Here is a 26,010-nt window from a genome sequence, read left to right on the forward strand (position 1 = left end):
TGGAAACTACCTAAGCTTTGGCTTTAGCCTTTTCTTTACCAACCAGTGTCCTTTTAATCTCATTAAGCTTCATTAGTGCCTCTACGGGAGTAAGCGTATCAATATCTATATGCAAAACCTCCTCTTTTAATTCCTGCAAAATTGGGTCATCCAGGTTGAAAAAACTAAGCTGCATCTCTTCTTCGGCCGATTTCTTTAAAAGCTCACTGGAATCTTGCATTTTATGCGATTTTTCGAGCTTTTTAAGGATCTTATTAGCGCGATGTAAAACCTGTTGCGGCATTCCGGCCATTTTGGCCACGTGAATTCCAAAGCTATGCTCGCTACCTCCCGGCACCAGTTTTCGAAGAAAAAGTACATTATCTTTCAATTCTTTTACCGAAACGTTGAAATTTTTGATCCGCTCAAAAGTATCGCACATCTCATTGAGTTCGTGGTAATGAGTAGCAAAAAGTGTTTTCGGTTTTGCGGGATGTTCGTGTAAGTATTCACTTATAGCCCAGGCTATGGAAATCCCATCGTAAGTACTGGTACCACGACCTATTTCATCTAAAAGCACCAAACTTCTGTCAGAAATATTATTCAGAATACTGGCGGTCTCGTTCATTTCTACCATAAAAGTAGATTCGCCCATAGAAATATTATCACTGGCACCAACCCGGGTAAAAATTTTATCTACTAAACCTATATTTGCCGCTTTTGCAGGTACAAAACTTCCCATTTGTGCCATTAAAACAATAAGCGCAGTTTGTCTTAATATAGCCGACTTACCACTCATATTTGGCCCGGTGATCATAATCACCTGCTGGTTTTCGCGATCTAAAGTAACATTATTGGTTACATAAGATTCGCCAATAGGCAATTGCTTTTCAATAACCGGGTGCCGGCCTTCCTCAATATTTAAATCGTGATGTTCTTCAATTTCCGGCTTGCAATAGTTTTCGGCTTTGGCTTGTTCAGCAAAAGAGCACAAGCAATCTAACTGGGCAATAAGTTGAGCATTTTGTTGTACCGGCTGAATATAATCGTTAATCCAAATTACCAGCTTGCCAAAAAGTTGCTGTTCCAGGTGCAAGATCTTTTCTTCAGCCCCTAAGATCTTCGCTTCATATTCCTTTAATTCTTCGGTAATATACCGTTCGGCATTTACCAGGGTTTGCTTTCTAATCCAGCTATCGGGAACTTTATCTTTATGCGTGTTGCGCACTTCAATATAATAACCGTAAACGTTGTTACTGCCTATTTTTAGCGAAGAAATACCTGTAATTTCGGTCTCCCGTTTCAGCATATTATCAAGGTAATCTTTTCCTGAAAAAGCTATTTTTCTAAGCTCATCCAGTTCTTCCGAAAACCCTTCGGCTATACAATTTCCTTTTAAAATATTTACCGGCGCATCTTCGTGTAAACTTTCGGTAATTTTACTTCGCAAGACTTCGCAAGAATGCAAATTATCACCAATCACCTTGATGGCTTCATTTTTACTTTTCAACGCGAGCTCTTTTATAGGAATAATAGCTTGTAATGAATGATTAAGCTGAATTACCTCTCGTGGAGTTACCTTCCCTGTAGCAACCTTAGAAATAAGTCGTTCCAGGTCACTTATCTTTTTAATGTTTTGCTGAATTTCAGCTAAAACTGAAGGATTTTCGAGTAAAAACCCTACCACCTCGTGGCGCTTTTTTACTTTCTCGGCATTCTTTAAAGGCAACGCCAGCCAGCGTTTTAATAATCTCCCGCCCATTGGCGAAATAGTTTTATCAATCACATCCAATAAGGTCACCGCGTTGGCCGCGTTAGAATGATACAACTCCAGGTTCCTAATCGTAAACCGGTCCATCCATACATATTCCTCTTCTGCAATTCTGTTTATTGAGGTTATATGCTGAAGTTTTCGATGCTGGGTTTCGGCTAAATAATGTAAAATAGCACCCGAAGCGATAATTCCTTCTTCCAAATGCTCGATTCCAAAACCTTTTAAAGATTTAGTTTGAAAATGTTCATTTAAGGTTTCGTAAGCAAAATCCTGTTTAAACACCCAGTCTTCCTGGTAGAATGTATGGAAATCTTCTCCGAAGATCTGCTTAAAATCCTTCTTATTTTTCTTCGGAATCAAAACCTCACTGGGGTTAAAATTCTGAAGTAATTTATCTATATATTCTGAATTTCCCTGGGCTGTTAAAAATTCACCGGTAGAAACATCTAAAAACGAAACTCCAAAGATTTTCTTTCCGAAGTGAATAGCGCATAAAAAATTATTCGATTTACTCTGAAGTACCTCATCGCTTAAAGCCACACCCGGAGTCACTAATTCGGTCACACCTCGCTTCACGATGTTTTTGGTCATTTTAGGATCTTCTAATTGATCGCAAATGGCCACCCGTTCTCCGGCTTTTACTAATTTTGGCAAATAGGTGTTTAAAGAATGATGTGGAAATCCGGCAAGCTCGGTACGCTCGCTCCCATTGTTCCTATTGGTGCAAATAATATTTAGAATCCTGGCTGTTTTTACCGCGTCTTCCCCAAAAGTCTCATAGAAATCACCCACACGAAACAAGAGCAAAGCATCTGGATACTTTGCTTTAATAGCATTGTACTGCTTCATTAACGGGGTAACTTTAGGGGATTTTTTGGCTGTCAAAATTTTAATTTTTATTTCCCGCTAAAGTACAGAATCCCATATTTTAAAGGAAAATTATCTCTGGAAGTTATTCAATTTTTTCCACAATTATTCTACAAGTATTTCCCCTTTAGATCCATTTTCTGATGGAATTAGATGGTAAATGGCCTTTGGCTCCAGACCTTTCTCTTTTCTATGCGAAACAAAAATCACCGCGGTAGTACTTTCCCTGACAATTAAATTAATGAGCGAAGTGATTTGCAGCGCACTTTTATCGTCTAAGGAGGTTGTGGGTTCGTCTAAAATAAGTAAAGGCGGATGCTTGATCATCGCCCTACCAATAAGAACCATTCTTTTATGAAGTTCAGATAATTCAGTAAAAATCTTAGCTGATTTATCTTCTAAATTCAAGGTTTTTAGCCATTCTTTAGCTAACCTGATTTCCCTATCACCTGGTTTTTGGTATAAGCCTACGCTATCTACCAAACCTGAAATAAGCATCTCCAAAACAGTATTTCTTCGGTTAAAAAGTTCGGTAAGCGCAGGCGAGAAATACCCGATTTTCTTCTTGATCTCCCATACACTTTCACCACTGCCTTTTTTATTTCCGAATAAGTATAAGTCTACGCCATAGGCTTTGGGATTATCGCCGTAAATCATAGAAAGCAAAGTAGTTTTCCCTGAACCATTGGGCCCGGTAAGTTGCCAAAAATCTCCTTTTCTAATTTCCCAGCTAATATTTTCTAAAACCGGCTTTCCCTCATAAGAAACTGAGACATTTTTCATTTTTACTAATATATCTGGCACGCCCTGGAATTTTACTGGTGCCGGCGGAATATTTCTTATTTCTGAAAAATTAGTTTCATTATTATTTTGCTGGAATTCTGAAACCTCAAAGATTTCGACAATTTGTTCGTTTTCGACTTTCAAGATTGAATCTAAAAAAGGCAGTAAATCTTCTTTTCGATTAAAGAGCTGAATAATTACAGTAGTTTCAGAAATACGCTGCAGGCTTAACTTTAAATCAGATACCGAAGTTCTATCAAGACTATCAAAAGGATTGTCCAAAACCAGAAAATCAGGTTCCTGACTGAGTAAATATTGTAGCAAAGCTTTTCTTTTCTCCCCGCTGGAAAAAGTTCGTAAGGAACGATTTTCATTCAAAATCAAAGCAGAATTCCCGTGTTTATAATCTTCTTCAATAAATTTATTTAAAACCGATTCGGAAAAAAGCAGGCCTTTCTTTCCTTGCAGTTCCTTTAATTCTTCTGGAGGATTTCCTTTTAAAAGTTGCGGTAGCCATTTCCCCAGTAGAGAAAAGTCGGGTGTAAAAATTGCGTAATGATTTAAGCTCATTGTTTAAAGATCTCTTATTGATATCCCTGCGCCTGTAGGTTGAACAATTCGGCATACAGCTTATCGTTTTTCATCAATTCCTGATGAGTTCCAATTTCAAGTACGGCGCCGTTTTTTAAAACCATGATCCTATCGGCTATTCTTACTGTGCTGAAACGATGCGAAATAATTACCGCTGTTTTCCCCTCGGTAAGCTTAATAAATCGGTCAAAAGCTTCGGTTTCAGCGCGGGCATCTAGCGCCGAAGTGGGTTCATCTAAAATTAAAACCTCTGCATCTTTCATATATGCACGGGCAATCGCAATTTTTTGCCACTGCCCACCCGAAAGATCTTTTCCCTGTTTAAAGCGTTTCCCTAATTGCTGATCGTAACCTCGCGGCATATCAGAAATCACCTCGTTCGCCAGACTTTTTTGCGCAGCGCTGTCAATTCGATTTTGATTACCAAGTTCTCCAATTTCGCCCATGGCAATATTTTCACGAAGCGTTAATTCAAACTTTACAAAATCCTGAAAAATCACTCCGAAGTATTGCTGATATTGGGATTGATTATATTCTTTAACCGGAATATCATCGAGTAGAATCTCACCTTCAGTAGGTTCATAAAACCGAAGTAATAATTTAATAAGCGTGGTTTTCCCGGCCCCGTTTTCTCCTACAAAGGCCAGTTTTTCTCCTGCTTTTAATTCAAAATTGATGTTTCTAACCACCCAGGCTTCAGATTTAGGATATTTGAATCCGACATTTTTAAATTCAAATCCTTTTTTAATTTTCTTTGGAAGCATTAGTTTTTCTTCCGAAGTTTCATCGGAATATTTAAGGTCCAGAAATTCAAAATAATCCTGAAGGTAGAGTGCACTTTCGGTAATTGCGGTAAAGCGGGTAAAAAAGCCCTGTAATTTAGATCGAAGTCTGTTAAAAGAACCCGATAGGAAAGTAAGATCACCAAGTGTAAAAATTCCCGCTACGGTTCTAAAAACGATTAAAAGATAAGCGCCATAATAGGCTCCTGTACCAATCACGTTGAAAACTGAACCCCAACCGGCACGCTGTTTTGCCAGTTTTTTACTCATTAAATAATAAGTATCGGAAAGGTTTTTAAATCGGTTTGCCAGGTAATCTGAAAGCCCGAAGAGTTTTACCTCTTTTGCCGTTACATCACTGGCGCCGACGTAGCGCAAATAATCCAGCTCCCGACGTTCTTGCGTCCAGCTTCTGGCCAGGGAATAACTGGTGCCACTAAATTTGATTTCATTTATAATTGTAGGAACTACCGAAACCACCAGTAAAATTATTAGCCAGGGTTCAAAGGCGACTACCCCAGCAAGTAAAGTGAAAATTACCACCAAATCTTCAGCCTGGGTAAGAATATTAGACATTAACCCAACCCTACCGGTGGTTTGCTGCCGGGCGCGTTCCAGTTTATCGTAAAACTCAGAATCTTCTAACTGATCCAAATTTAATTCTGAAGTTTTTTTAATGATACGAACCGAAGTATCTATACTGTATTGGTCTCCCAACAAACCATCAGTCAAACTAATCGCCCTACTCATTAGATCTGATAAAATAGCCAGACCGAATTCTGCTGCTACCAGCAACCATAACCTATCAAGGTCTTTTTCTTCGGCCGCAATTTGTAAAACCACCTCATCAATAATCAATTTCCCTACAATAAGGATAACAACCGGTAAAATGGCGTTAATGGTCCTTGCCAATACATTAGCGTAAAACAGCAAAGGGTTTACTTTCCTGATTTCCTTAAAAAATCTAGGTACAAATTTTAAGGATGCAAAACTTCCTTTAAAACTGACTTTATTGGCTTCTAATGACTTTTTAGATCTGGGCAAGAATTATTTTTTCTTTGCAAGTTAGCTAAGATTTGAAAAAGATAGTAGTAATAAAAAAGAAGAAACCATGAAGATCTTCAATTTAGACCTTTTCCTTAGACATTATCCTTATCAGTCGATATGAAATTGAAGAACCATCCATAGGCGGTTTTTTTATTTTCTTCTTTTTCACTTTTAAATGATAAATATAACCGGGCTCATAATCAAAGCCTTCTATGCTGTCTTCATAATAAAAAAGGCTCCAGTTATCTGTACCTATTTGGTCCCCTTCCTGCACCAGTAAGCAATTTCCTTCCCTTTCTCCCACACATTCTTCGGTATAGCTATTCACAACCATATCTACCACTCTTATATCATCGCTAAAGCTAATACTTAGCAAAAACACCAAGCCTATAAGTCCACCCTGTATCATAACATTCCATTTTTACCCTATTAAAGATAAGCGATTGTATGATTTGCGAACTGGGGTTTTTCCCTTATTTATACTTGAAAATTGAGTTTCGAAAATAATAAGTCCTAAATAGTTAATTATGTTGAATTGTACAGCTGAAGCTATTATTTAATATCCTGAAGCATTTTTCCCAAATCTTCACGGGTAAACACCTTACCGCTTTTTATTACCGCTGTCATTTCCTGTAGATTCTGCAAATTTTCCAGAGGATTATTTTCCAAAAGCAAGAGATCGGCTACTTTTCCTTCTTTCACACTTCCATATTTATCTCCAAGATCCAGAAATTCAGGACCGTTAATTATAGAAGTTTTTATAACCTGGGCATTGCTTAAGCCTGCTCTAGAAAGGGCATTTAATTCCCCGTGCAAAGATTCGCCGGGGTAAACATAAGAATTAAAGGCTCCACAATCTGAACCAGCTAAAAGCTTAACGCCAGCATTTTGCAAGGGTTCTATCATTCGCACACTTATTTCTTCCATTTTTTCCCGCATCTTACTACCGGAAGCTTTTGCTCGTTTTGCTCCTTCTATTCTGCCCTGATAAGTTTTTTGAATTCCGGGGCCAATGTAGTTTAGCAATGAATCCTGCTGGTGATCTACATCCAAAATTTCTGAAAGGGTTTTACCTATATAAAGTGTGGGAGTTATATATACATTTTCCTCACTCAAATTTTCAAAAACCATTTTGGCAAGATCGGGATCGTAAGTGTCTATTAATGGTTCTATCATTCCGTAGCCAAGATCGAGTTTAGTAAGGCTATCAGCGGCAGGAGAACAGGCTTTTAAAGGATAATACATATGTTCGGCACCATCAAGGCCAAGGGATACCGCTTTCATGAAATCGGCGCTCATCGGCATATGGCCGGTGACTTTTAGCCCACGTTTTTCGGTTTCTTTAATGATGTTGTAATAATTTTCAGCGGAAAGATTTCCATCATAAGTCTTTACATAATCTACCTCAAATTTTTCCAGTGAATCCAGGGCTGCGACAATCTCAGCTTCGCTAGTGACTTTAATAGAACCCGGCCAGGCCGGCTTGTCACCATCCAGCTTGGGACCCGAACTAAAAATTCTGGGTCCGTCTAAATCGCCATTAGCAATTTGATCTCTCCATTCCATTACACTCGGAGTGATATCTCCGCCGGCATCCCTAACTGTGGTAATTCCATAGACTAGAAAAAGTGGCAATAGTTTTTTGTTTTCTTCTACCAAAGTATCACCACCTCTAAAATGAACGTGATTATCCCAAAGTCCCGGCATCACAAATTTACCGTTGGCATCAATAAGTCGATCGGCAACAAATTTCTCATTCTCAATACTTTTACGAACCTCAACAATTTCACCATCAGAAATAAAAATTGATTGGTCTTTGCTTAGACTTTCACTCTCTACATCTATAATTTGAGCATTATAAATAACAAGATCGTAGGCTTTGACTTCTTTATTCTTGCAAGATGACAGGGTAATTGCTAGCAGTAAGAAATAAGTGAGTTTATTCATTTTTATAAGACTTTTAGACGGGAACCTGGTAATTCAAATTCCCGCTTTCTAAATTTAAGTTTAGTCGTAAGAATTTTAGTTGTCGGTGTTATCAGGATACACAGGAGAAGCAACTTCTCCCGGTGGGTTTGCTTCCAGCAGCTTTAGCACAATTTCAATAGCCTTTTCCAGTTGAGGGTCTCTACCTTCAACAACCTCTTCTGGCCATTGTTCTACTTCAACATCTGGCGCCACTCCTTCGTTTTCTACACTAAAGCCTTCTTCGGTATAAAAAGCAACATTTGGTGCGGTAACAGAGCCGCCATCTATAAATTCAGGATAACCCAATACGCCCACCAGGCCGCCCCAGGTAGTTTTTCCAACGATAGTTCCAAGATCAAATTTTCTGAACATCCACGGCAAATAATCACCTCCTGAACCTGCAGTTTCATCGGTAATCATCACTTTTGGCCCCTGTATAGATGCACTTGGTGATTTTAAATCTTTTCCGTAGCGAAACTTCCAATGTGCCTGCTCTGGTTTTTTGAGAATATCTATAACATAATCTGCCAGCTGCCCACCACCATTAAAGCGTTCGTCTACTATAATGGCCTGTTTATTTGCCTGCGGAAAGAAATAGCGTTTAAAGTACTCATGTCCCTCCGTGGCAGTATTTGGCACATAAACATAGGCAACCCTGCCATCGGTAGCTTCGTGAACTTTTTGAATATTGCCTTCTATCCAGTCGCGGTTTCTTAGGGCCATTTCATTTTCTACCGGAGTAACTTTAACCTTTCGTGAATTTTTCATATTTGCATTAGGTCCCACAGTGAGCATCACGATTTTACCGGCCGTATTTTCAAAGTATTTATATATATTATCACCGGCCTTTAGCTCTTCTCCATCTACTGCCAAAAGATAATCGCCTTCTTTCACATCTACTCCGGGTTCGGTAAGCGGAGAACGTAAATTAGGGTTCCAATTGAGTCCGCCATAGATTTTCTCGAACCTATATCTGTCATTTTCTATGCTGAAATCTGCACCAAGGAGACCTCCTTTTACAGTTTCTTTAGAATGAAGCCTGTCACCTCTACCGGAAAACCGATGATGTCCAACTCCAAGTTCACTAAACATCCATTCCATCACCCGGTAGAGGTCGCTTCGGGAAGTCACATCTCCTATAAAAGGCTCATATTTTTCTTTCATTTTATCCCAGTCTACGCCGTGCATTCCGGGATCATAGAAGTAGTCTCGGTTTACTCGCCAGGCCTCATCAAAAATATTTGGCCATTCAGCTACAGGATCTATTTTAATCTGAATATCGCCGGTATTAAGCGTTCGTTTTTCTTCAATTTTATCAATCTCAGCGATGCCCCATTTTTCTTCTGCCTTATAAAGTATCTTTTTTCCATTGGCAGATATCTCGTAAGAAGTGGCAGGCATTATCTCCTTATTCTCCCTTTCCTTAAGATCATACATATTTAAACCTCCTTTATTCTGCTCATGAGGAGGATAAGCTAAATAATAGAGGTTTCCTTCTTTTGGCGAGCTTAGGTTAGCATATTTACCGGCGGGAAGCGGTACATCTACGATCCTGTTTTCTATTCCCTCGAAATCGATTTTTAAATCGGGAACTTTTACTTCCTTATTTTCTTCTTCAGCTTTCTTCTTTTTTTCTTCTTCCTTTTCGGCTTGCTCTATTTTTTCAACATCATTTTCTCTGGCAAATGGAGATTCTACATTCTTCTGTAAAGTCACCAGGTAAATAGAACTGGTCATTTCCATATCCTGATTGGATTGATCAAACCAATTCACAACCGGCCCGGCATCTGTAGAAGCTAACATATAAAGATATTTTCCGCTGGGATCAAAAACCGGACTTGAAACACTGGAAAAACCATCGGAAATAGCATAGGATTTATCCTCTGAAAGCGAATACACATAGGCCTGTTCAAAACTGGTGCCTGTGACGATGGTATAACTTATCCAATTAGAATCGTGAGACCAGCTACCAAAAAGGTCCCTAAAAACTCCCGGTATATATCGTTCATCCTGAGAAACTTTGGTCACTTTTCCAGAATCTATGTTGAGCACATAAAGATTACGACCATTATCTACAAAACTTATTTTCTTACTATCTGGCGACCATTTTGGATAAGCATAAAAACCTGCACCATCAAGTTTAAACTTTTTAACTTCTTCTTGCTCACTTTGATCCTGAACGTGCAGCGCATACTCCCCACTCTCATCACTAAAATAAGCGATAAATTTTCCATTTGGAGACCACACAGGGTCTTGTTCATGTACTCCTGAAGTTTCGGTTATATTAACCACATCACCTTTTTCAGCGGGCACCGTTACTATTTCTCCTCTAAAATCCATCACCACCCTTGCGCCGGTAGGCGAAACAGAGGCGCTACGGATATATTCATCGCCCTTTACAAAGCGTGGGCGCAGTTCAAGAAGATCTGTCGCGATCCCTACCTCGATTTTTTCGGTAGTATCGCTTTCCGGATTATAGGTATGCAGATAACCTGCCTGTTCAAAAATTATTTCCTCTTTTCCTGCGGAAAGATCTAAAACCGGAAAATCTTTAAAATTGGTATGTTGGGTGATTTCTTTGGAATTCATATCATAACTGTACAAATTGAATTCGCCATTCCTATCACTTCTGAAATAAACTTTATCACGCAGCCATTGAGACCTGGTATCGTTGCTTCCGCTTTCAGGCTTTGGAATTTCGGTAACAGAATGGTCTTTGGTGTTGTAGATCCAAATGCGGGAAGCAGTACCACCACGATAATATTTCCATTGATTAAAAGCTTCAAAAAGTGGCGTATAAGCAATGTATTTTCCATCGTCTGAATAATCTGCCCAAAAGGCATTTGGAATCTCCAGTTCTTTAACCTGGCCACCCTTTACTGAAACCTCAAAGAGTTTCATATATCTATTTGTAAAAACACTACGCTGAGAACCAAATAGAACAGCAGAACCATCTGGTGTAAAACCGCGAACCAGGTCGCTTCCGGGATGCCAGCTAAGGCGCTCCGGTACTCCACCATTAGTAGGAACTACATATACATCGGTATTGCCGTCATATTCAGCGTTAAACGCTATCAAACTTCCGTCTGGGGAAAAAACGGGGTTAGACTCAATTCCATCATCCACCGTGAGACGGTTAGGGGAGGAACCATCTTTATTCGCCACCCAAAGATCTTCGGCATAAATAAAAGCGATTTGAGAATCACTCATCGCGGGTTTCGAAAGTAATCGGGTATCTTCTTTATTAATATCCTGGGCTGCAAGAGTAAAAGACAGGAATAAAAAAAGTAACAGGGAAGTAGATTTAGTCATCATATTAGAGGAATATTTTATCATTTACTAATATAAAACTAAAATGTAAATAACCTATGAAACCTGTAATTACGAAATATTCGAATTAAAAATCTCTACTAATTAACACCAGTCTTTTTAAACATAAATTAATTTATTCCTCGCATTCTTATTAATTTTGCTGCTATGGAAAACCGAAAATTAAAAAACAGCGAACTGGACCGAAAATCTATTGAAGAATTCAAGGAAGCTGAAAAGACACCAATCATTGTGATTCTAGACAATATTAGAAGTTTAAATAATATTGGTTCGGTTTTTCGTAGTGCCGATGCTTTTCTAATCGAAAAAATTTATCTCTGTGGCATAACCGCGCAACCTCCGCATAAAGATATACAGAAAACCGCTTTAGGCGCAACCGAAACCGTAGCCTGGGAATACTTTGAAAATACGCTGGAGATAGTCGAAAAACTTCAACAAGAGCAAACAAAAGTATTTTCAATTGAACAGGCTGAAGGCTCGGTGATGCTAAATAATTTTAAAGCCCAACCGGGTGAAAAAATCGCCGTGGTTTTTGGCAACGAGGTAAAAGGCGTACAACAAAAAGTGGTTTCGGCGAGCGATGGGATTATTGAAATCCCGCAATTGGGTAGTAAACATTCATTAAATATTGCAGTTAGTGTGGGCGTTGTGCTCTGGGATTTGTTTTCAAAAATTTCTCACAATAACAGGGAGCAATCTTATATGAGCCATTAAACCTTTATTCCCCTTTGGGGGCCAGGGGGCTTTTAGTGGGCTTTTCTTATTTCTTCCAGAATTGAAAGATAATCGGCGCGGTTATTCACAAAATCTTTCCCTGAAATATCTATGATCTGCACCTTCATATTGGTTTGGGTTTTTATAAAATTCAGGTAGCTTTTATTGATTTCCACTAAATAATCGGGCTGAATATTTTGCTCGTAATCACGACCACGAGCCTTGATATTTTCCAGCAATCGATCTGTATTCTGGTAGAGATAAATATATAGGTCGGGCTTTACCAACTCCTTATACATTAAATGAAAAAGCTTGTGATATAAAGCATATTCGTCTTCGTGCAGCGTGATTTTAGCAAAAATCAACGACTTAAAAACATCGTAATCTGAGATCACAAAATCTTTAAAAAGATCATATTGCGCCAAATCGTCTGATAGCTGCTGGTAACGATCGGCCAGGAAAGACATTTCTAACGGAAATGCATATCGCTCTTTGTTCTCGTAGAATTTTGGTAAAAACGGATTGTCTTTAAATCTTTCTAAAATGAGTTTCGCGTTAAAATCTTCGGCAACCATGGTAGAAAAACTGGTTTTCCCGGCTCCAATATTTCCTTCAACCGCGATATAATTCAGTTTATTTAAATTGAAGGCTTTTTTCGGAATTTCAAGCTTTTCAGGAATCGCTTTTATTTCTGAATTGTCTTCCACCCGTTTCAGTAATTTTTCAATTGAGATTTTAAAAACTGGATGATTTTCCTTGGCAGCGATATCGGCCAACGGCAACAACACAAATTTTCGGTTTTGCATTGCAGGATGGGGCACTATTAGATCTGTGGTTTCTAAAATTTCATCTTCAAAAAGAAGAATATCCAGATCCAGGCTTCGGTTTTGGTAATTTTTAGCATCAGAGCGCACCCGGCCGGCATCAGCTTCAATCTTCAATAATTTCCGAAGAATTTCTTCCGCAGAAAATCTGGTAGAAACGGCAATACAGGCGTTTAAAAAAGCATTGCCCTCAAAACCCCAGGCGGGTGTTTCATAAATTTGCGATACCTGTAGCACCTCACCAATTTCTAAATATATTTTATGCAGTGCATTTTGAAGAAGCTCAAAGCGGTTACCCACATTGCTTCCCAGGGCGATATGTACTATTTTTGGGGAATTCAAACTAACTGAAGAAAAATTATTAAAGCTTATCCTGTAAATTTCACAGCAAATTAAGTAAAACAAAATCACATACCCCTAATTTTGTAAGAAGACTTAAAAAATAAATTTGGCTAAACTTTTACTGAAAGACAAACTCGCGGCACAACGCATATATTTAATATTGGCCGGGCTTTTTATCGCCTCTTTGGTTGTTTCGAACCTAATATTTCAGAAATTTTTTAGCTGGGATTTTTTTGGGCTCTATACGTTTGAAATTTCTGTGGGAATTTTACCATATCCGGTTACTTTTTTGATCACCGATATTATTAGCGAGATCTACGGTAAGAAAAAAGCCAACCAGGTAGTAACCACCGGAATTTTTGCTTCGTTCTTTTCTTTATTGATAGTCTACACCGCAGATGCAGTGCCGGCGACCGAATGGTCCCCAATAGGCGACGCTTTATTTACCAAAGTATTTGGCGCGACTACTATTGCCGTCTTTGCCTCTATGGTTGCCTATCTTTTAGCGCAGTATATAGATATTCAATTGTTCCATTTTTGGAAAAGATTGACCAAAGGAAAACATTTATGGCTTCGGAATAACTTTTCTACCTTTCTGTCACAGTTTGTAGATACGTTTTCGGTCTTGTTTTTGCTCTGTAGTTTTAATAAAATTGAATGGGATTTATTTGGCGCACTTTTACTTAGCGGTTTTTTATTTAAAGTAATTGTTGCCGCGCTGGATACGCCCCTGCTCTATGCTTCGGTCTTTGCTTTTAGAAAGCGCTTTAATCTGAAGCAGGGTGAAGAACTTGAATATGAATAGAAATTAAACCAGCAGGCTGCTGGACCCAAAAATGGGTAACACACAGGATATTATTATAAGCCTGTTTCTAATTCCAGGATTGGGATAAAAATTTTTAAGAGATGAAAAAAGCATTTAAAATAATTGGTATTGTATTGCTGGTAATTGTAGTATTACTGGTTGCCGCGCCGTTTTTGTTTGAATCACAAATAAAGGATTACGTGAGAAGAACTGCTAATGAGAGTGTGGATGCGCAAGTGGAATTTAGCGACATCAGTCTTAGTTTTTTCAGGAGTTTTCCACAAGCTACGGTGGTAATTGAGAATTTCAGCGTGATCAATAATGAACCTTTTAAAGGCGATACGCTTGCGCTTGGAGAAGAACTACAGTTGGAAATGTCTATTAAAGAATTATTTAAAAGCGCCGATGAACCTAAAGTTCTGGACGATATTAAGATCAATAATACTTTTCTAAATATTAAAGTTGATTCGCTGGGAAATGCCAATTACGATATTGCGGTTAAAGATACTACTACTGTAGCTTCCGATTCAGCTTCAACAGGATTTAGTTTCAATCTTAAACATTACGAGATCAATAATTCCCGCGTAAAGTATTTAGATGAAGGCCAAAAACTTTTACTCGATGTAGAAGAATTAAACCACCAGGGAACCGGGGATTTTTCTTTAGCTGAAAGTGAACTGGATACCAAATCTAATGCTTTGGTTTCATTAGATTTTGAAGGCGTAAATTATTTAAACCGAAACAAGGTTTCTCTTGATGCCGTGATCCAAATGGATTTAGAGAATATGCGCTACACCTTCCTTGAGAACGAAGCAATGATCAATCAGTTGCCTTTAACTTTTGAAGGATTTGTGCAGGTAAATGAAGACAATAATGAGATAGATCTAAGTTTCCAAACACCTTCTTCAGACTTTAAAAACTTTCTAGCCGTAATTCCTGCGACCTATGCAAAAAACATTGAAAATGTAGAAACGAGCGGAGATTTTATTGTAAACGGGAAAATCCAGGGAATTGTAGATGAAACTTATATTCCTAAAATGGATATTAAAGTGAGTTCAGATAATGCTTCCTTTAAATATCCAGATCTTCCAAAAAGTGTCCAGGACATTAACATAGACCTCCAGATATTAAACGAAACCGGGATACTTGAAGATACTTACCTCACTTTTGATAATGTAACCTTCAGAATAGATCAGGATAAATTTGCCACCAACGGAAGCATAAAAAACCTAATGGCAAATATGTTAGTTGATATGGCGCTGCAGGGGACTTTAAATTTAGCGAACCTGGACCAGGCTTATCCGCTGGAACTGGAACAGGATCTCAACGGAATTTTAACCGCCGATGTTACCACGCAATTTGATATGACTTCTATTGAAAAAGAACAATATCAAAATGTAAAAAGTAGCGGTACGGCAAGCATTAGAAACTTTAGTTATAAATCGCCTGAAATTCCTAACGAGGTAAAGATCGCTAATGCCAGATTGAATTTTAATCAGGGTAATGTTCGCGTACCTGAATTAAAACTTACCACCGGGCAAACCGATATTACAGCTTCGGGAAATATTGAAAACCTAATGGGCTTTTTGTTTACAGAACAAAATTTAAAAGGAAATTTCAATGTAAATTCTAATGTTTTTGCCATCAACGATTTTATGATCGCTGAAACCAAAAGTCAATCTCAGAGCGAAACCAAAACAGAAGATACTCCGGGAGAAATTTCTACTCCGGGTACTAATGAAGCGGTGAAAATTCCATCGTTTTTAGATACTGAAATTGCCTTTAATGTAAACACGGTAATCTATGATAACCTTGAACTTAAAAATGCAAAGGGAACAATAATTCTGCGAGATGAAACCGCTACTTTACAAAATATCACTACCGATATCTTTGGCGGAAATATCAATTTGGCAGGAAATGTTTCTACTAAAGGAAGCACCCCAACTTTTGATATGGACCTGGCGCTAAACGCACTCAATATCGCAGAATCTTTTAACGGATTGGAGATGTTACAGGGCCTCGCACCGGTAGCCCAGGCTTTACAGGGTAAATTACAGACCAGTCTTAAGTTAAACGGTAATTTAAATAACGATCTTACTCCGCAATTATCAACCCTTGCCGGTAATGCACTGGCTGAAATACTAACCGCAGAGGTAAATCCTGAAAAGCTTGCTTTACTTTCACGTTTAGACCAGCAGTTAGACTTTATAAATTTAAAAGATATTGACCTGGACAAATTAAAAACACGCCTAACCTTTAATGATGGAATGGTGCAAATTGAACCCTTTAATTTTGATGTAAAAGGCGTAAATGTTGAAGTTTCCGGGGGCCACGGCTTTGATATGAATATGAACTACAACCTGAGCCTGGATGTACCTGCAAGAATGCTGGGTAGTCAGGAGGGTAATGCGCTTAGCAGATTAAGTGGAGATGAACTTAAAAATATGGTAGTAGCGCTGCCAATAGGTTTAAAAGGAACTTTTCAAAATCCGCAGATAAATATAAATATGGAACAGGCGGTTAGTAATCTTACTCAGAAAATTGTTGCAAAACAAAAAGAAAACCTTAAAGAACGCGGGCAGGATGCAATTAGAGATATTATTAATAAGCAAACCGGCGGAAATCAAAAGCCACAAAATGATAGCATTACTTCTCAGGATTCTACACAAACCCAAACTCCAAAAACTGACCAAACTCCAAAAAGTCAGGAAGAGCAGGTTAAAGATGCTGCCCGGAATATTTTAGGCGGAATTTTAAAGAAAAATCAGAAGAAAAAAGATACTACCAGCAACTAAAAATAGAACCCTCACAGTTTCCAAAAAAACTGGGAACTATGAGGGTTTATTATATTATATCTTCAGGAATAAACTTTTCTAAATGTTAGATACTGAAATACATTCAGCATAACGTGCTTTCACAGCTTTATTAAATTAAAGCACACCCAACTCCACTACAAAACCTTCGTGGGCGCGAACATTGAAAACGGTACCGTCTTCAAAAATTAAATACTGGCCTTTAATTCCTTTTAAAACTCCTTCGTAAAATGGGTTTTTACCAAGATTAAGCGTCTTTATTTTCTTAGGAAATTCCAATACTGGAAAATCAATTTCCAGCTCCTTTCTATCAGCCAGGTAATATTCTTTGGCTTCATCTGGAATAAAATCCTTTAGCTTATCGCGTTCTTCAGCAAGATTCAGATCTAAAACTTCATTGGTCAACATTTTGCGCCAATTGGTTTTATCAGAAACGTGACTTTTTAAGGCTACTTCAGTAATTCCCGCGAGATATCTATTGGGCACCTCAACAATTTCAATGGCTTCGTGCGCTCCCTGGTCTATCCAACGGGTGGGAATTTGGGTTTTTCGGGTTACCCCAACTTTTACATTGCTGGAATTTGCTAAATAAACTACATGAGGTTGTAATTGCGCTTGTTTTTCAAAATCCAGGTCGCGATCTTCTTCATCTAAATGGGCTTTACTAAGTTCGGGACTCATAATCCAATCTCCGGCTTGTGGGATAGAAGTAAAACAATCGTAGCAATACCCCTGGCGGAAAATTTTCTTTTGCAATCCACAATTTAAACACTGAAATCGAAGAAAATTAAGGCTTATTTTCTTCCCGAGAATCTGGTTCATATTAATAAAGTCGTCTTCAAAAATGAGGTAATATTGCACCTTATCGGTGATCTCGGTTCTCATTTTTCTAAACACCCCTTCGTATCTCATCTTTTTTTCCCTATTTTTAACCGAAGTTGATTTGTAAGCTTCGAAGTTTAAATTAATTTTAGCCAGCCAAACAGCTGAAGCATTGTCAGCGATAAAGATATAAAGAATAATGCCAATTCCATTAGTAAACTCCATTGCTTCGTGGTTCCTCAAGAAGCGAATTCATCAAATGGAGTTGTTTATAAAATACCCTCACGAAGTTCAGGACGAACTACTTAGACATTTGCTTTCTAAAGCAAAAAATACCGAAATTGGCAAAAAGTATGGCTTTTCAGAAATTAAAAACCACAACCAGTTTGCGAGCCGGGTTCCTATTCAACAATATGAAGATTACCAGGCTTGTATAGAACGCAGCCGGCAGGGAGAAACTAATATTTTTTGGCCTACGCCTATAAAATGGTTTGCAAAATCCAGCGGCACCACCAGCGCTAAAAGCAAGTTTATTCCTGTTAGTGAGGATTCCCTGGAACATTGTCATTATAACGCAGGCAAAGATTTGCTTTGCATGTATTTAAATAACAATCCTCAATCCCAGTTATTTACTGGAAAGAGTTTGAGGTTAGGTGGCAGTAAAGAGATTTACAAAAATAACGGTACGGCTTACGGAGATCTTTCGGCGATTTTAATTGCCAACATGCCATTTTGGGCAGAGTTTAGCAGCACGCCCAGCAACGAAGTTTCCCTGATGAACGATTGGGAAATAAAAATGCAGGCGATTGTTAACGAAACTATTAAAGAAAATGTGACCAGCCTGGCCGGTGTACCCAGTTGGATGCTGGTTTTACTCAATAATATTTTAGAAACCACAGGAAAAGAAAATCTATTTGAGGTTTGGCCTCACTTAGAAGTTTATTTTCACGGCGGGGTAAGTTTTGATCCTTACGCCCCGCAATACCAAAAGATTCTACCCAAAGAAGACTTCAGGTTTTATGAGATCTATAATGCTTCTGAAGGATTTTTTGCCTGCCAGGACCAGAATGATTCCAAAGAATTATTGTTAATGCTGGATTACGGAGTTTACTATGAGTTTATTCCTATGGATAGTTACGGAAGCGAAAATGAAAAAGCAGTTCCCCTGGCCGAAGTTGAAACCGGGAAAAATTATGCGGTGGTAATAACCACAAATGCAGGTTTATGGCGCTATAAGATAGGCGATACCGTTAAGTTCACTTCTACCAGCCCTTATCGTATAAAAGTAACCGGAAGAACCAAGCACCATATTAATGTTTTTGGGGAAGAATTAATTATTGAGAATGCTGAAGCAGCTTTAAAAAAGACTTCTTTAGTTACCAATTGCGAAATTGTAGATTATACCGCAGCGCCTGTTTTTATGGAAGGCAAAGAAAAAGGTGCGCACGAGTGGATTATTGAATTTAAAAATCCGCCACGGGATTTTGAGAAATTCAAATACGAACTCGATTTGGCATTGCAACAGGTAAATAGCGATTATGAAGCAAAACGTTATAATAATATGACGCTGAATATGCCTAAAATTCACCAGGCACGCGAAAAATTATTTTACGACTGGCTTAAGAAAAATGATAAACTGGGCGGGCAACATAAAATCCCGAGACTTTCTAATTCCAGAAGTTATATAGAAGAATTGTTAGGGATGAACAGATAAGCACTTCATAATTGCCCGATGCTTCGGGATTGTTTCAGCTTCTAACCTGGTTTAATTTCCAACATCTTAGATCCTGAAACGGGTTCAGGATGACGTTCACAACTTTCCGATGGCCATTTATCTTTTCAGTGTAAAATTGGCGCCAAAATGATCGTTGGCACCATCTTTTTCAAATTCAACTCTAAACCAATAATCGTCTGCGGGCAAGGTTCTACCATTGTAGGTGCCGTCCCAGCCTGCGCCTCCGGGAGTTAACTCTTTAATCAGTTTCCCATAGCGGTCAAAAACATAGAGTTTTTTAATCTGAATTTCAGCAGTATTTTCAATATTCCAGGTATCATTATAACCATCAGAATTTGGTGTGAAAAAACGCGGATAACCAACCAGGTAGAATTCTTCAGAAGTTGTAATTCCGCAGCCATTTATTTCTCTGGCACTAATAGTATGATTTCCTGGGTCTAAATTCCTAAAAACTGCACTTTCTTGCCAATTACCGTTATCAGCACGATATTCATAAGTGGTTTCATTTCCTGGCCCAGGAATTGCTTCGGCACTAATTATATAACCGCCGGTAAAATCACTTCCTTCAATCTCTACCTCAACCGTTTCGGGGCGGGAATAAACAAGTAAAGTAGTGTTAAATTCTATAGAACAGCCGGAGGGATTATCGGTCACAATAAGACTTACACTATTAAAATTTGGAGTTACAGCAAAATTCAACACCGCTTCGGTACTAATTGTATTCCCCCCCGCTATCCACTCGTAAGTATAATCGGCACCTAGATCTTCGCCTATTCCCTGGTTATCTAATACAGTCCCGTCTAAATCTACACAGATCACGCTTTCTTCCGGCAGAAAGTTTTCCGGCACAAAAGTTAATTCTACATTGAAAATGACCTCGTTTGAAAGACAGCCACTTTCTATTCCTTCTACCTGAGCAACAATTTCCCGGGACTCTTCTACCGGGAATGCAGTGGGATTAGAAATAGGATTTTCAGCTTCAAGCTCTTGGATAGATTCATAAAAATTCACCCTGTAATTTTCTTCAGCGGTATTTCCATTAAGAATTTCGACTGAGGCAGCACTTAAATCTATAGCGGTTCGAATGGGATCACAGATGTAAAGATCTGCCGGGACAGAAGCTACGGGCTCACTATAAAACGTAACTTCAATTTCATCTTCATCAGCCTGTCCCGTAATATTTTCATATACAATCACCTTATAACGTCCAGAATTTGTTATGGTTAAGGTAGGATCTTCCTCATTAGCAATTATCTCGAAATTGTTTGTGGTGTTATCAAACCTAAACCATTCGTAGCGCTCTACCCCATCTGTAGTAGCATCTAAAGTTGTTTCATCTTGTCCGCATAGAAACCTGTCTGGCCCTAGCACTTCGTCTAAAATCCCGCAATCTGTAGAGCCGGAATTAGGCTGATTTGCATTGGTTTGCCGTAAACTTATAAATCCGGGAAGCTCTTCATAATTAGTAATTAGAACCACGTAAACTTCTCCGGCTTCGGCATTGAGTATATTCATTTGTTCTACCGTATCGGGCTCATAGCTACAATCCACAATCTTTTGTGCGCTTAGAGATTCATCTTCACAATAATTATCTGTTCGCTCAAACGGCCCCCAAACAATATAATCTACATCATATTGCGAACCGCTACCATCTTCATTTTGAAACTGTGAAATATTAAATCTCAAGTCTCCCGTTTGTTCAACTTGCAAATAAAACCAGGCGGGATATGGCTGAGAAAGTAAACATCCATAATCTGGACCGGGCTGACCGTTAGCCTGATTACTGTTATTTATATTAGAATTAGGAAATACCAGCTCTTCATTACCGGCACAAAAAGGATCTAAACTTTCGCAAGAACTACCCTGGCCAAAAACCACCTGAATACTTCCGTAAAGAAGAAAAATACAAAAGATAAGTAGGGATCCTTGTTTCATAATAGGTTTAAGAACTTACAAAATAATAAATATCTATTTAATCCCAGTCTTTTATGATTACATAAAAACCTATTAAATATGTATCTTTGCAAGCCAAACAATCGGTTTACGACTATTATTGTAAAAACGGTATGAAAATAGACAAAATTTTGAATGAAATTGATGAGCAGGGAGATGCACATGTAGGAAGCAGTGCAGAAACCCCTATTCGTGAAGATGCTTTTGAACTGAGTGATATTGAAAAAGTAGCGCTCATCAATAAAGATGTAAAACATATTATGGAAACTTTAGGCCTTGATCTTACAGACGACAGCCTGAAGGGAACTCCACAAAGGGTGGCAAAAATGTTTGTAAATGAGATTTTTGCAGGATTAAATCCGGAGAGAAAACCCATTGCATCAACTTTTGAAAACAAATATAAATATGGCGAAATGTTGGTAGAAAAGAATATCACCGTGTATTCTACCTGCGAACACCATTTACTTCCTATAGTTGGAAAAGCTCACGTGGCCTATATTTCTAAAGGGCGCGTTATCGGGCTTTCAAAAATGAACCGAATTGTAGATTATTTCGCGAAAAGACCACAGGTACAGGAGCGAATGACGATGCAAATTGTTCAGGAGCTACAAAAAGCTTTGGGTACACCAGATGTTGCTTGTGTAGTTGATGCCAAGCACCTTTGTGTGAACAGCCGCGGAATTAGAGATATAGATAGCAGCACCGTGACCAGTGAATTTGGCGGAGCTTTCAAAGAACAATCTGTAAAAAGAGAATTCCTTGACTATATAAAATTAGACACTACTTTTTAAAAAATTCTATTTCTTAATAATCAACAACTAACTATCTATGGCGCTATACCAGGAACAAAGCTTGAAAATGTACAATTCTATGACGGGGGAAAAAGAAGTCTTTAAACCCATAAACGAAGGAACCGTTGGAATGTATGTTTGCGGCCCTACTGTTTACAGTAATGTTCATTTAGGTAATTGCCGAACTTTTATCTCCTTTGATCTTGTTTTTCGATACCTGAAGCATTTGGGATATAAAGTAAGATACGTTAGAAATATTACCGATGCCGGTCACCTTGAAAATGATGCCGACAGTGGAGAAGATAGAATTGCCAAGAAAGCACGATTAGAACAAATAGAACCTATGGAAGTAGTACAACGCTACACCATAGATTTTCATAATATCCTGCAGAAATTCAATAACCTGCCGCCAAGTATAGAACCTACGGCTACCGGCCATATTGTTGAACAAATCGAGATCATTAAAACCATTATCGAAAAAGGATTTGCCTACGAGGTAAACGGTTCGGTTTATTTTGATGTAAAGAAGTTCAACGAAACCAACCATTATGGTAAGCTAAGCGGAAGGGATATTGATAATATGATCGCCAATACACGCGAACTTGCCGCACAGAGCGATAAGAAGAATCCGCAGGACTTTGCACTTTGGAAAAAAGCCGAACCACAGCATATTATGCGCTGGCCTTCGCCTTGGAGCGATGGTTTCCCTGGCTGGCATTTAGAGTGCACCGTGATGAGCACAAAATATTTGGGGGAAGAATTTGATATTCACGGCGGCGGAATGGATCTTAAATTCCCACACCATGAATGTGAAATTGCCCAGGGAGAAGCCGCTACCGGGAAAAACCCGGTTCATTACTGGCTACACGCCAACATGCTTACTTTAAACGGTAAGAAAATGGCTAAAAGTACGGGCAATAATATTCTTCCTGAAGAAATTTTCTCTGGAAATAACAATGTTCTAGACAAACCATTTTCACCGAATGTGACCCGATTCTTTATGCTTCAGGCCAATTACCGTAGCATCCTGGATTTTTCAGATGAAGCACTAAAAGCAAGCGAAAAAGGTTTTAACCGATTAATGGATGCTTATCACGCTATAGATGAGCTTCCGGTTGCAGATAAATCGAGCGTAGATATTAAGAGCTGGAAACAGTCTTGCTACGATGCGATGAACGATGATTTTAACAGTCCAATTCTTATTGCAAAGCTTTTTGATGCGGTTAAAATGATCAATAACATCAAGGAAGATGCTGCTAAAATCACTGCTGAAGATAAAGAGGAACTGCAAAAAACAATGTCAGCTTTTATGTTTGACGTGTTAGGCCTTGTAGACAAAGTTTCTGAAAATAATGATACTTCAGATAAGCTTACTTCAACTGTAGAATTACTTATCAAACTTCGGGCTGAAGCAAGAAACAACAAGGATTTTGCTTTAAGTGACCAGATAAGAGATCAATTACAAGAAATGGGTATTCAGCTTAAAGACGGGAAAGAAGGCACTACTTTTACTATCAAGTAACTAATAAAAACAGGAAAGACGATGCTTAAAAAATGGTTGGCATATCCGTTTATCCTGTTGGTGAAGTTTTACCAGAATTTTATTTCCCCACTTACACCGGCAACCTGCCGTTATACCCCAACCTGCTCGCAATACAGTCTAACCGCTTTACAGCGTTTTGGTGTTTTTAAAGGTGGCTGGCTTAGCTTAAAACGCATTTTTAGCTGCAACCCGTGGGGAGGAAAAGGCTACGACCCGGTTCCTAAAAAAACAGAAACCAAAATATAGGGCAACTACTTGCAAATATGTATCTTTACCCTACAAATCAATTTTAATTTATGCTTTTTAACGCGATCACCTGGAGCCCTTCAGAAGGTTTAGACTTAGGTTTTTTCACCCTTCACTATTACAGTTTAATGTTTTTGATAGCCTTTGGACTGGGCTGGTACATTATGAAAAGCATTTTTGTAAGGGAAAAAGTCTCGATAGAAAAGCTGGATTCGCTTTTTATTTATACGGTGCTGGCAACGCTAATAGGCGCCAGATTGGGACACGTGATCTTTTATGATTGGGATTACTTTCAAAATCATTTATTAGAAATATTCTTACCGGTTCGCTTTGAACCAGAATTTGAATTTACCGGCTTTAGAGGCTTGGCCAGTCACGGTGCGGCGATAGGAATTATCATCGCCATGTATCTTTACCGAAAACGCGTTTTAGACAAACCTGTACTTTGGGTTTTAGACCGAATTGTACTTCCGGTAGCCAGTGGAGCTATTTTTGTAAGAATAGGGAATTTTATGAATTCTGAAATTATAGGAAAACCAACCAATTCAGATTATGGGGTGATTTTCGCAAATTTAGGAGAAACTTTTCCGAGGCATCCGGCCCAATTATATGAATCTTTTTGCTATTTACTAATCTTTATATTGCTATGGTTCTTATACTGGAAAACCGAAAAACGCCATAAAGTAGGTTATCTTTTTGGCCTTTTCCTGGTTTTACTTTGGACGGTAAGATTCTTCGTTGAATTTGTGAAAGAAGCCCAGGTAGAAGAGCGCACCACTTGGTTATTAAATACCGGGCAATGGCTTAGTATTCCGTTTATTATAGCCGGACTGTACTTTATGTATCGTCCTACCAAACCCAGAACCGTATGATACGTAAATCCATAATTTTATCAGCGCTTATAGCGGTTTCATTCTTATCTTCCTGCAAGGACGATAATACTGTTGAAGAACCTATTGAAACCGAAGAAATTACGTTCACCAAAGAAGGCGAAGCAACCTTGCTGAAACCTAATGGAGATACGATAAAGCAAATTGATATAGAAATTGCCGATAATACTTACGAAAGAGAAACGGGTTTAATGTACCGTGAGAGTATGGAAGACGAACAGGGAATGCTTTTTATTTATGAAAATGAAGCACCACGGGCCTTTTATATGAAGAACACTTATATTCCTTTAGACATTATATATTTCGCTTCAGATAGTACGGCGGTTAGCTTTCAAAAGAATGCGCAACCGCAAGATGAAACTTCATTACCCTCTGGAGAACCGGCCCAATTTGTCCTGGAATTAAACGCCGGACTTGCAGACGATTGGAATATTGAAGTGGGTGATAAGTTAAATTTTGAGCGAATAGATTAGGAATATTTCATTTACTGAATTAGTTCAGCACAGGGATTTTTTATAATCTTTTGTAGTTTTTAGTTTTGATCTATCACCGAATGATCCCGGTTATTGGCAGTTGGGAGTAAGGGAACGCCCATTTGTCGGCTTAATACTGGTTTCTTCATCAAGTTAACTATTTTCTTCCTGGCGCCGCCACCTATTTGCAACGAACCGTTGTTCTATGCAGGTTTTTTATTTCGTTAACTGGTAATTTGATACTAAAACAGAAGCAGAAATATGTAGAATTCCTTCAAGTTCTCTAATCATATCTACTGTCAATCTTTTCTTTTTATTCAGGATTTCTGAAACTCTACTTTTTCCTCCAATAACTCCAACTAAATCTTTTTGTTTTAGATTCATTTCTTCCATTCTGATTTTTATTGCTTCAATAGGATCAGGAGCATCAATTGGATAATGTTCATTTTCATAATTGTCAATCATCATAGAAAGGATCTCCGCTTCATCCCCCTCCTCAGAATCAGTTGGAGCATCAAATATTACTTCTAGCCTTTCTAAAGCTTTCTGGTAATCCTCTTCGTTTTTTAAAGGTTTAATTCTCATAGCTCTAATTTTTAAATTGTGTTAGCATCTATTTTATCATATTCTGCATGCGTTCCAACAAATCTTATAAAGGCCCACTGTCTTTCATAGTTGAATTTCACAATTAATCTATATGAGTTTCCTTTAATATTGAAAACAACTCTATTATCTTTTAAAATGCTAGCATTTATATAAGTTTTCTTTACATCATTTGGAGAACTCCAATTGGAACTTTTAGCTGTTTCATGCCAGGTCTTTAAATATTGCTCTGAATCAGAATGCTTTTCCCAGAATTCTCTCAATGTCTTTTTTGAAACTATTCTCTTCATTTTAAAAAGTCTAAAACAAAGATAATTAAAGTTCTCTAATTTAGA

At 38.3% G+C, this 26,010-nt stretch carries 20 protein-coding genes; 9 read left to right on the plus strand and 11 right to left on the minus strand.

What is annotated here, in order from left to right; genetic code table 11:
* Positions 1 to 10: 10 nt before the first annotated feature.
* The 6 genes from mutS to J0871_RS01130 all read right to left on the minus strand — a co-directional run bounded on the left by mutS (position 11) and on the right by J0871_RS01130 (position 11,106).
* Positions 11 to 2,602, minus strand: coding sequence for a DNA mismatch repair protein MutS (gene mutS / locus J0871_RS01105; RefSeq protein WP_243870362.1), 2,592 nt, complete (start codon positions 2,600 to 2,602; stop codon positions 11 to 13).
* Positions 2,603 to 2,725: 123 nt separating this feature from the next.
* Positions 2,726 to 3,973 carry an ATP-binding cassette domain-containing protein gene (locus J0871_RS01110; protein ID WP_208222838.1) on the minus strand — a complete coding sequence of 416 codons (1,248 nt, stop codon included), beginning with the start codon at positions 3,971 to 3,973 and terminating at the stop codon, positions 2,726 to 2,728.
* Between the two features lie 14 nt (positions 3,974 to 3,987).
* Positions 3,988 to 5,820: an ABC transporter ATP-binding protein gene (locus tag J0871_RS01115; protein ID WP_208222839.1), complete on the minus strand. Its 1,833-nt coding sequence runs from the start codon at positions 5,818 to 5,820 to the stop codon at positions 3,988 to 3,990.
* Positions 5,821 to 5,902: 82 nt separating this feature from the next.
* Positions 5,903 to 6,232, minus strand: coding sequence for a DUF4377 domain-containing protein (locus J0871_RS01120; protein WP_208222840.1), 330 nt, complete (start codon positions 6,230 to 6,232; stop codon positions 5,903 to 5,905).
* A gap of 143 nt (positions 6,233 to 6,375) precedes the next feature.
* Positions 6,376 to 7,770, minus strand: a complete 1,395-nt coding sequence (locus tag J0871_RS01125; protein ID WP_208222841.1) for an amidohydrolase family protein — start codon at positions 7,768 to 7,770, stop codon at positions 6,376 to 6,378.
* A gap of 75 nt (positions 7,771 to 7,845) precedes the next feature.
* Positions 7,846 to 11,106, minus strand: coding sequence for a S41 family peptidase (locus J0871_RS01130; protein ID WP_208222842.1), 3,261 nt, complete (start codon positions 11,104 to 11,106; stop codon positions 7,846 to 7,848).
* 162 nt (positions 11,107 to 11,268) lie between these two features.
* Between J0871_RS01130 and J0871_RS01135 the strand changes: the two genes are divergently transcribed.
* Complete coding sequence (locus J0871_RS01135; RefSeq protein WP_208222843.1) at positions 11,269 to 11,835, plus strand: RNA methyltransferase; 567 nt, start codon at positions 11,269 to 11,271, stop codon at positions 11,833 to 11,835.
* 32 nt (positions 11,836 to 11,867) lie between these two features.
* Here the strand turns inward: J0871_RS01135 and folK are convergent, their stop codons facing one another.
* Positions 11,868 to 13,001, minus strand: coding sequence for a 2-amino-4-hydroxy-6-hydroxymethyldihydropteridine diphosphokinase (gene folK, locus J0871_RS01140; protein WP_208222844.1), 1,134 nt, complete (start codon positions 12,999 to 13,001; stop codon positions 11,868 to 11,870).
* 106 nt (positions 13,002 to 13,107) lie between these two features.
* On the opposite strand from folK, the gene J0871_RS01145 reads away from it, so the two are divergent.
* Positions 13,108 to 13,806 (plus strand): queuosine precursor transporter, encoded by a 699-nt coding sequence (locus tag J0871_RS01145; RefSeq protein ID WP_208222845.1) that lies wholly within the window; start codon positions 13,108 to 13,110, stop codon positions 13,804 to 13,806.
* A 101-nt stretch (positions 13,807 to 13,907) separates the two neighbouring features.
* Positions 13,908 to 16,601 (plus strand): AsmA-like C-terminal region-containing protein, encoded by a 2,694-nt coding sequence (locus J0871_RS01150; RefSeq protein ID WP_208222846.1) that lies wholly within the window; start codon positions 13,908 to 13,910, stop codon positions 16,599 to 16,601.
* 135 nt (positions 16,602 to 16,736) lie between these two features.
* On the opposite strand, the gene J0871_RS01155 is transcribed toward J0871_RS01150, so the two are convergent.
* The gene (locus tag J0871_RS01155) at positions 16,737 to 17,531 is read right to left on the minus strand and encodes a DUF2797 domain-containing protein (protein WP_208223159.1); all 795 of its coding nucleotides are present in this window, start codon (positions 17,529 to 17,531) and stop codon (positions 16,737 to 16,739) included.
* A gap of 109 nt (positions 17,532 to 17,640) precedes the next feature.
* Here J0871_RS01155 and J0871_RS01160 point away from each other — a divergent pair, with 109 nt between their 5' ends.
* Positions 17,641 to 19,155 (plus strand): GH3 auxin-responsive promoter family protein, encoded by a 1,515-nt coding sequence (locus J0871_RS01160; protein ID WP_208222847.1) that lies wholly within the window; start codon positions 17,641 to 17,643, stop codon positions 19,153 to 19,155.
* 117 nt (positions 19,156 to 19,272) lie between these two features.
* Here the strand turns inward: J0871_RS01160 and J0871_RS01165 are convergent, their stop codons facing one another.
* Positions 19,273 to 21,111 carry a T9SS type B sorting domain-containing protein gene (locus J0871_RS01165; protein WP_208222848.1) on the minus strand — a complete coding sequence of 613 codons (1,839 nt, stop codon included), beginning with the start codon at positions 21,109 to 21,111 and terminating at the stop codon, positions 19,273 to 19,275.
* A 131-nt stretch (positions 21,112 to 21,242) separates the two neighbouring features.
* Here J0871_RS01165 and folE point away from each other — a divergent pair, with 131 nt between their 5' ends.
* The 5 genes from folE to J0871_RS01190 are packed head-to-tail and all read left to right on the plus strand — an operon-like array spanning position 21,243 to position 25,072.
* Positions 21,243 to 21,920, plus strand: a complete 678-nt coding sequence (gene folE, locus J0871_RS01170; RefSeq protein WP_057482339.1) for a GTP cyclohydrolase I FolE — start codon at positions 21,243 to 21,245, stop codon at positions 21,918 to 21,920.
* Positions 21,921 to 21,957: 37 nt separating this feature from the next.
* Positions 21,958 to 23,442 (plus strand): cysteine--tRNA ligase, encoded by a 1,485-nt coding sequence (cysS, locus tag J0871_RS01175; RefSeq protein WP_208222849.1) that lies wholly within the window; start codon positions 21,958 to 21,960, stop codon positions 23,440 to 23,442.
* A 21-nt stretch (positions 23,443 to 23,463) separates the two neighbouring features.
* Complete coding sequence (gene yidD / locus J0871_RS01180; RefSeq protein ID WP_208222850.1) at positions 23,464 to 23,709, plus strand: membrane protein insertion efficiency factor YidD; 246 nt, start codon at positions 23,464 to 23,466, stop codon at positions 23,707 to 23,709.
* A gap of 50 nt (positions 23,710 to 23,759) precedes the next feature.
* Positions 23,760 to 24,581 carry a prolipoprotein diacylglyceryl transferase gene (gene lgt, locus J0871_RS01185; RefSeq protein WP_208222851.1) on the plus strand — a complete coding sequence of 274 codons (822 nt, stop codon included), beginning with the start codon at positions 23,760 to 23,762 and terminating at the stop codon, positions 24,579 to 24,581.
* Entirely contained in the window at positions 24,578 to 25,072 is a 495-nt protein-coding gene (locus J0871_RS01190; protein ID WP_208222852.1) for a DUF192 domain-containing protein, read from the plus strand. The genes lgt and J0871_RS01190 overlap by 4 nt, the downstream gene beginning before the upstream one ends.
* 216 nt (positions 25,073 to 25,288) lie before the next feature.
* Here the strand turns inward: J0871_RS01190 and J0871_RS01195 are convergent, their stop codons facing one another.
* On the minus strand, positions 25,289 to 25,657 hold the full coding sequence (locus J0871_RS01195; RefSeq protein WP_208222853.1) for a transcriptional regulator: 369 nt from the start codon (positions 25,655 to 25,657) through the stop codon (positions 25,289 to 25,291).
* An 11-nt stretch (positions 25,658 to 25,668) separates the two neighbouring features.
* Entirely contained in the window at positions 25,669 to 25,965 is a 297-nt protein-coding gene (locus J0871_RS01200) for a type II toxin-antitoxin system HigB family toxin (RefSeq protein ID WP_208222854.1), read from the minus strand.
* Positions 25,966 to 26,010: the final 45 nt, after the last annotated feature.

Origin of the sequence: Salegentibacter sp. BDJ18 (assembly GCF_017579965.1) — a bacterium.
In the GTDB taxonomy this organism is placed as follows: Bacteria; Bacteroidota; Bacteroidia; order Flavobacteriales; family Flavobacteriaceae; genus Salegentibacter.

Bases quoted from the DNA above. Each gene is read 5' to 3' on its own strand.
- mutS (WP_243870362.1), bottom strand. From the start codon at position 2,602: ATGAAGCAGTACAATGCTATTAAAGCAAAGTATCCAGATGCTTTGCTC.
- J0871_RS01110 (WP_208222838.1), bottom strand. From the start codon at position 3,973: ATGAGCTTAAATCATTACGCAATTTTTACACCCGACTTTTCTCTACTG.
- J0871_RS01120 (WP_208222840.1), bottom strand. From the start codon at position 6,232: ATGATACAGGGTGGACTTATAGGCTTGGTGTTTTTGCTAAGTATTAGC.
- J0871_RS01125 (WP_208222841.1), bottom strand. From the start codon at position 7,770: ATGAATAAACTCACTTATTTCTTACTGCTAGCAATTACCCTGTCATCT.
- J0871_RS01130 (WP_208222842.1), bottom strand. From the start codon at position 11,106: ATGATGACTAAATCTACTTCCCTGTTACTTTTTTTATTCCTGTCTTTT.
- J0871_RS01135 (WP_208222843.1), top strand. From the start codon at position 11,269: ATGGAAAACCGAAAATTAAAAAACAGCGAACTGGACCGAAAATCTATT.
- J0871_RS01150 (WP_208222846.1), top strand. From the start codon at position 13,908: ATGAAAAAAGCATTTAAAATAATTGGTATTGTATTGCTGGTAATTGTA.
- J0871_RS01155 (WP_208223159.1), bottom strand. From the start codon at position 17,531: ATGAGATACGAAGGGGTGTTTAGAAAAATGAGAACCGAGATCACCGAT.
- J0871_RS01160 (WP_208222847.1), top strand. From the start codon at position 17,641: ATGCCAATTCCATTAGTAAACTCCATTGCTTCGTGGTTCCTCAAGAAG.
- J0871_RS01165 (WP_208222848.1), bottom strand. From the start codon at position 21,111: ATGAAACAAGGATCCCTACTTATCTTTTGTATTTTTCTTCTTTACGGA.
- folE (WP_057482339.1), top strand. From the start codon at position 21,243: ATGAAAATAGACAAAATTTTGAATGAAATTGATGAGCAGGGAGATGCA.
- cysS (WP_208222849.1), top strand. From the start codon at position 21,958: ATGGCGCTATACCAGGAACAAAGCTTGAAAATGTACAATTCTATGACG.
- yidD (WP_208222850.1), top strand. From the start codon at position 23,464: ATGCTTAAAAAATGGTTGGCATATCCGTTTATCCTGTTGGTGAAGTTT.
- lgt (WP_208222851.1), top strand. From the start codon at position 23,760: ATGCTTTTTAACGCGATCACCTGGAGCCCTTCAGAAGGTTTAGACTTA.
- J0871_RS01190 (WP_208222852.1), top strand. From the start codon at position 24,578: ATGATACGTAAATCCATAATTTTATCAGCGCTTATAGCGGTTTCATTC.
- J0871_RS01195 (WP_208222853.1), bottom strand. From the start codon at position 25,657: ATGAGAATTAAACCTTTAAAAAACGAAGAGGATTACCAGAAAGCTTTA.
- J0871_RS01200 (WP_208222854.1), bottom strand. From the start codon at position 25,965: ATGAAGAGAATAGTTTCAAAAAAGACATTGAGAGAATTCTGGGAAAAG.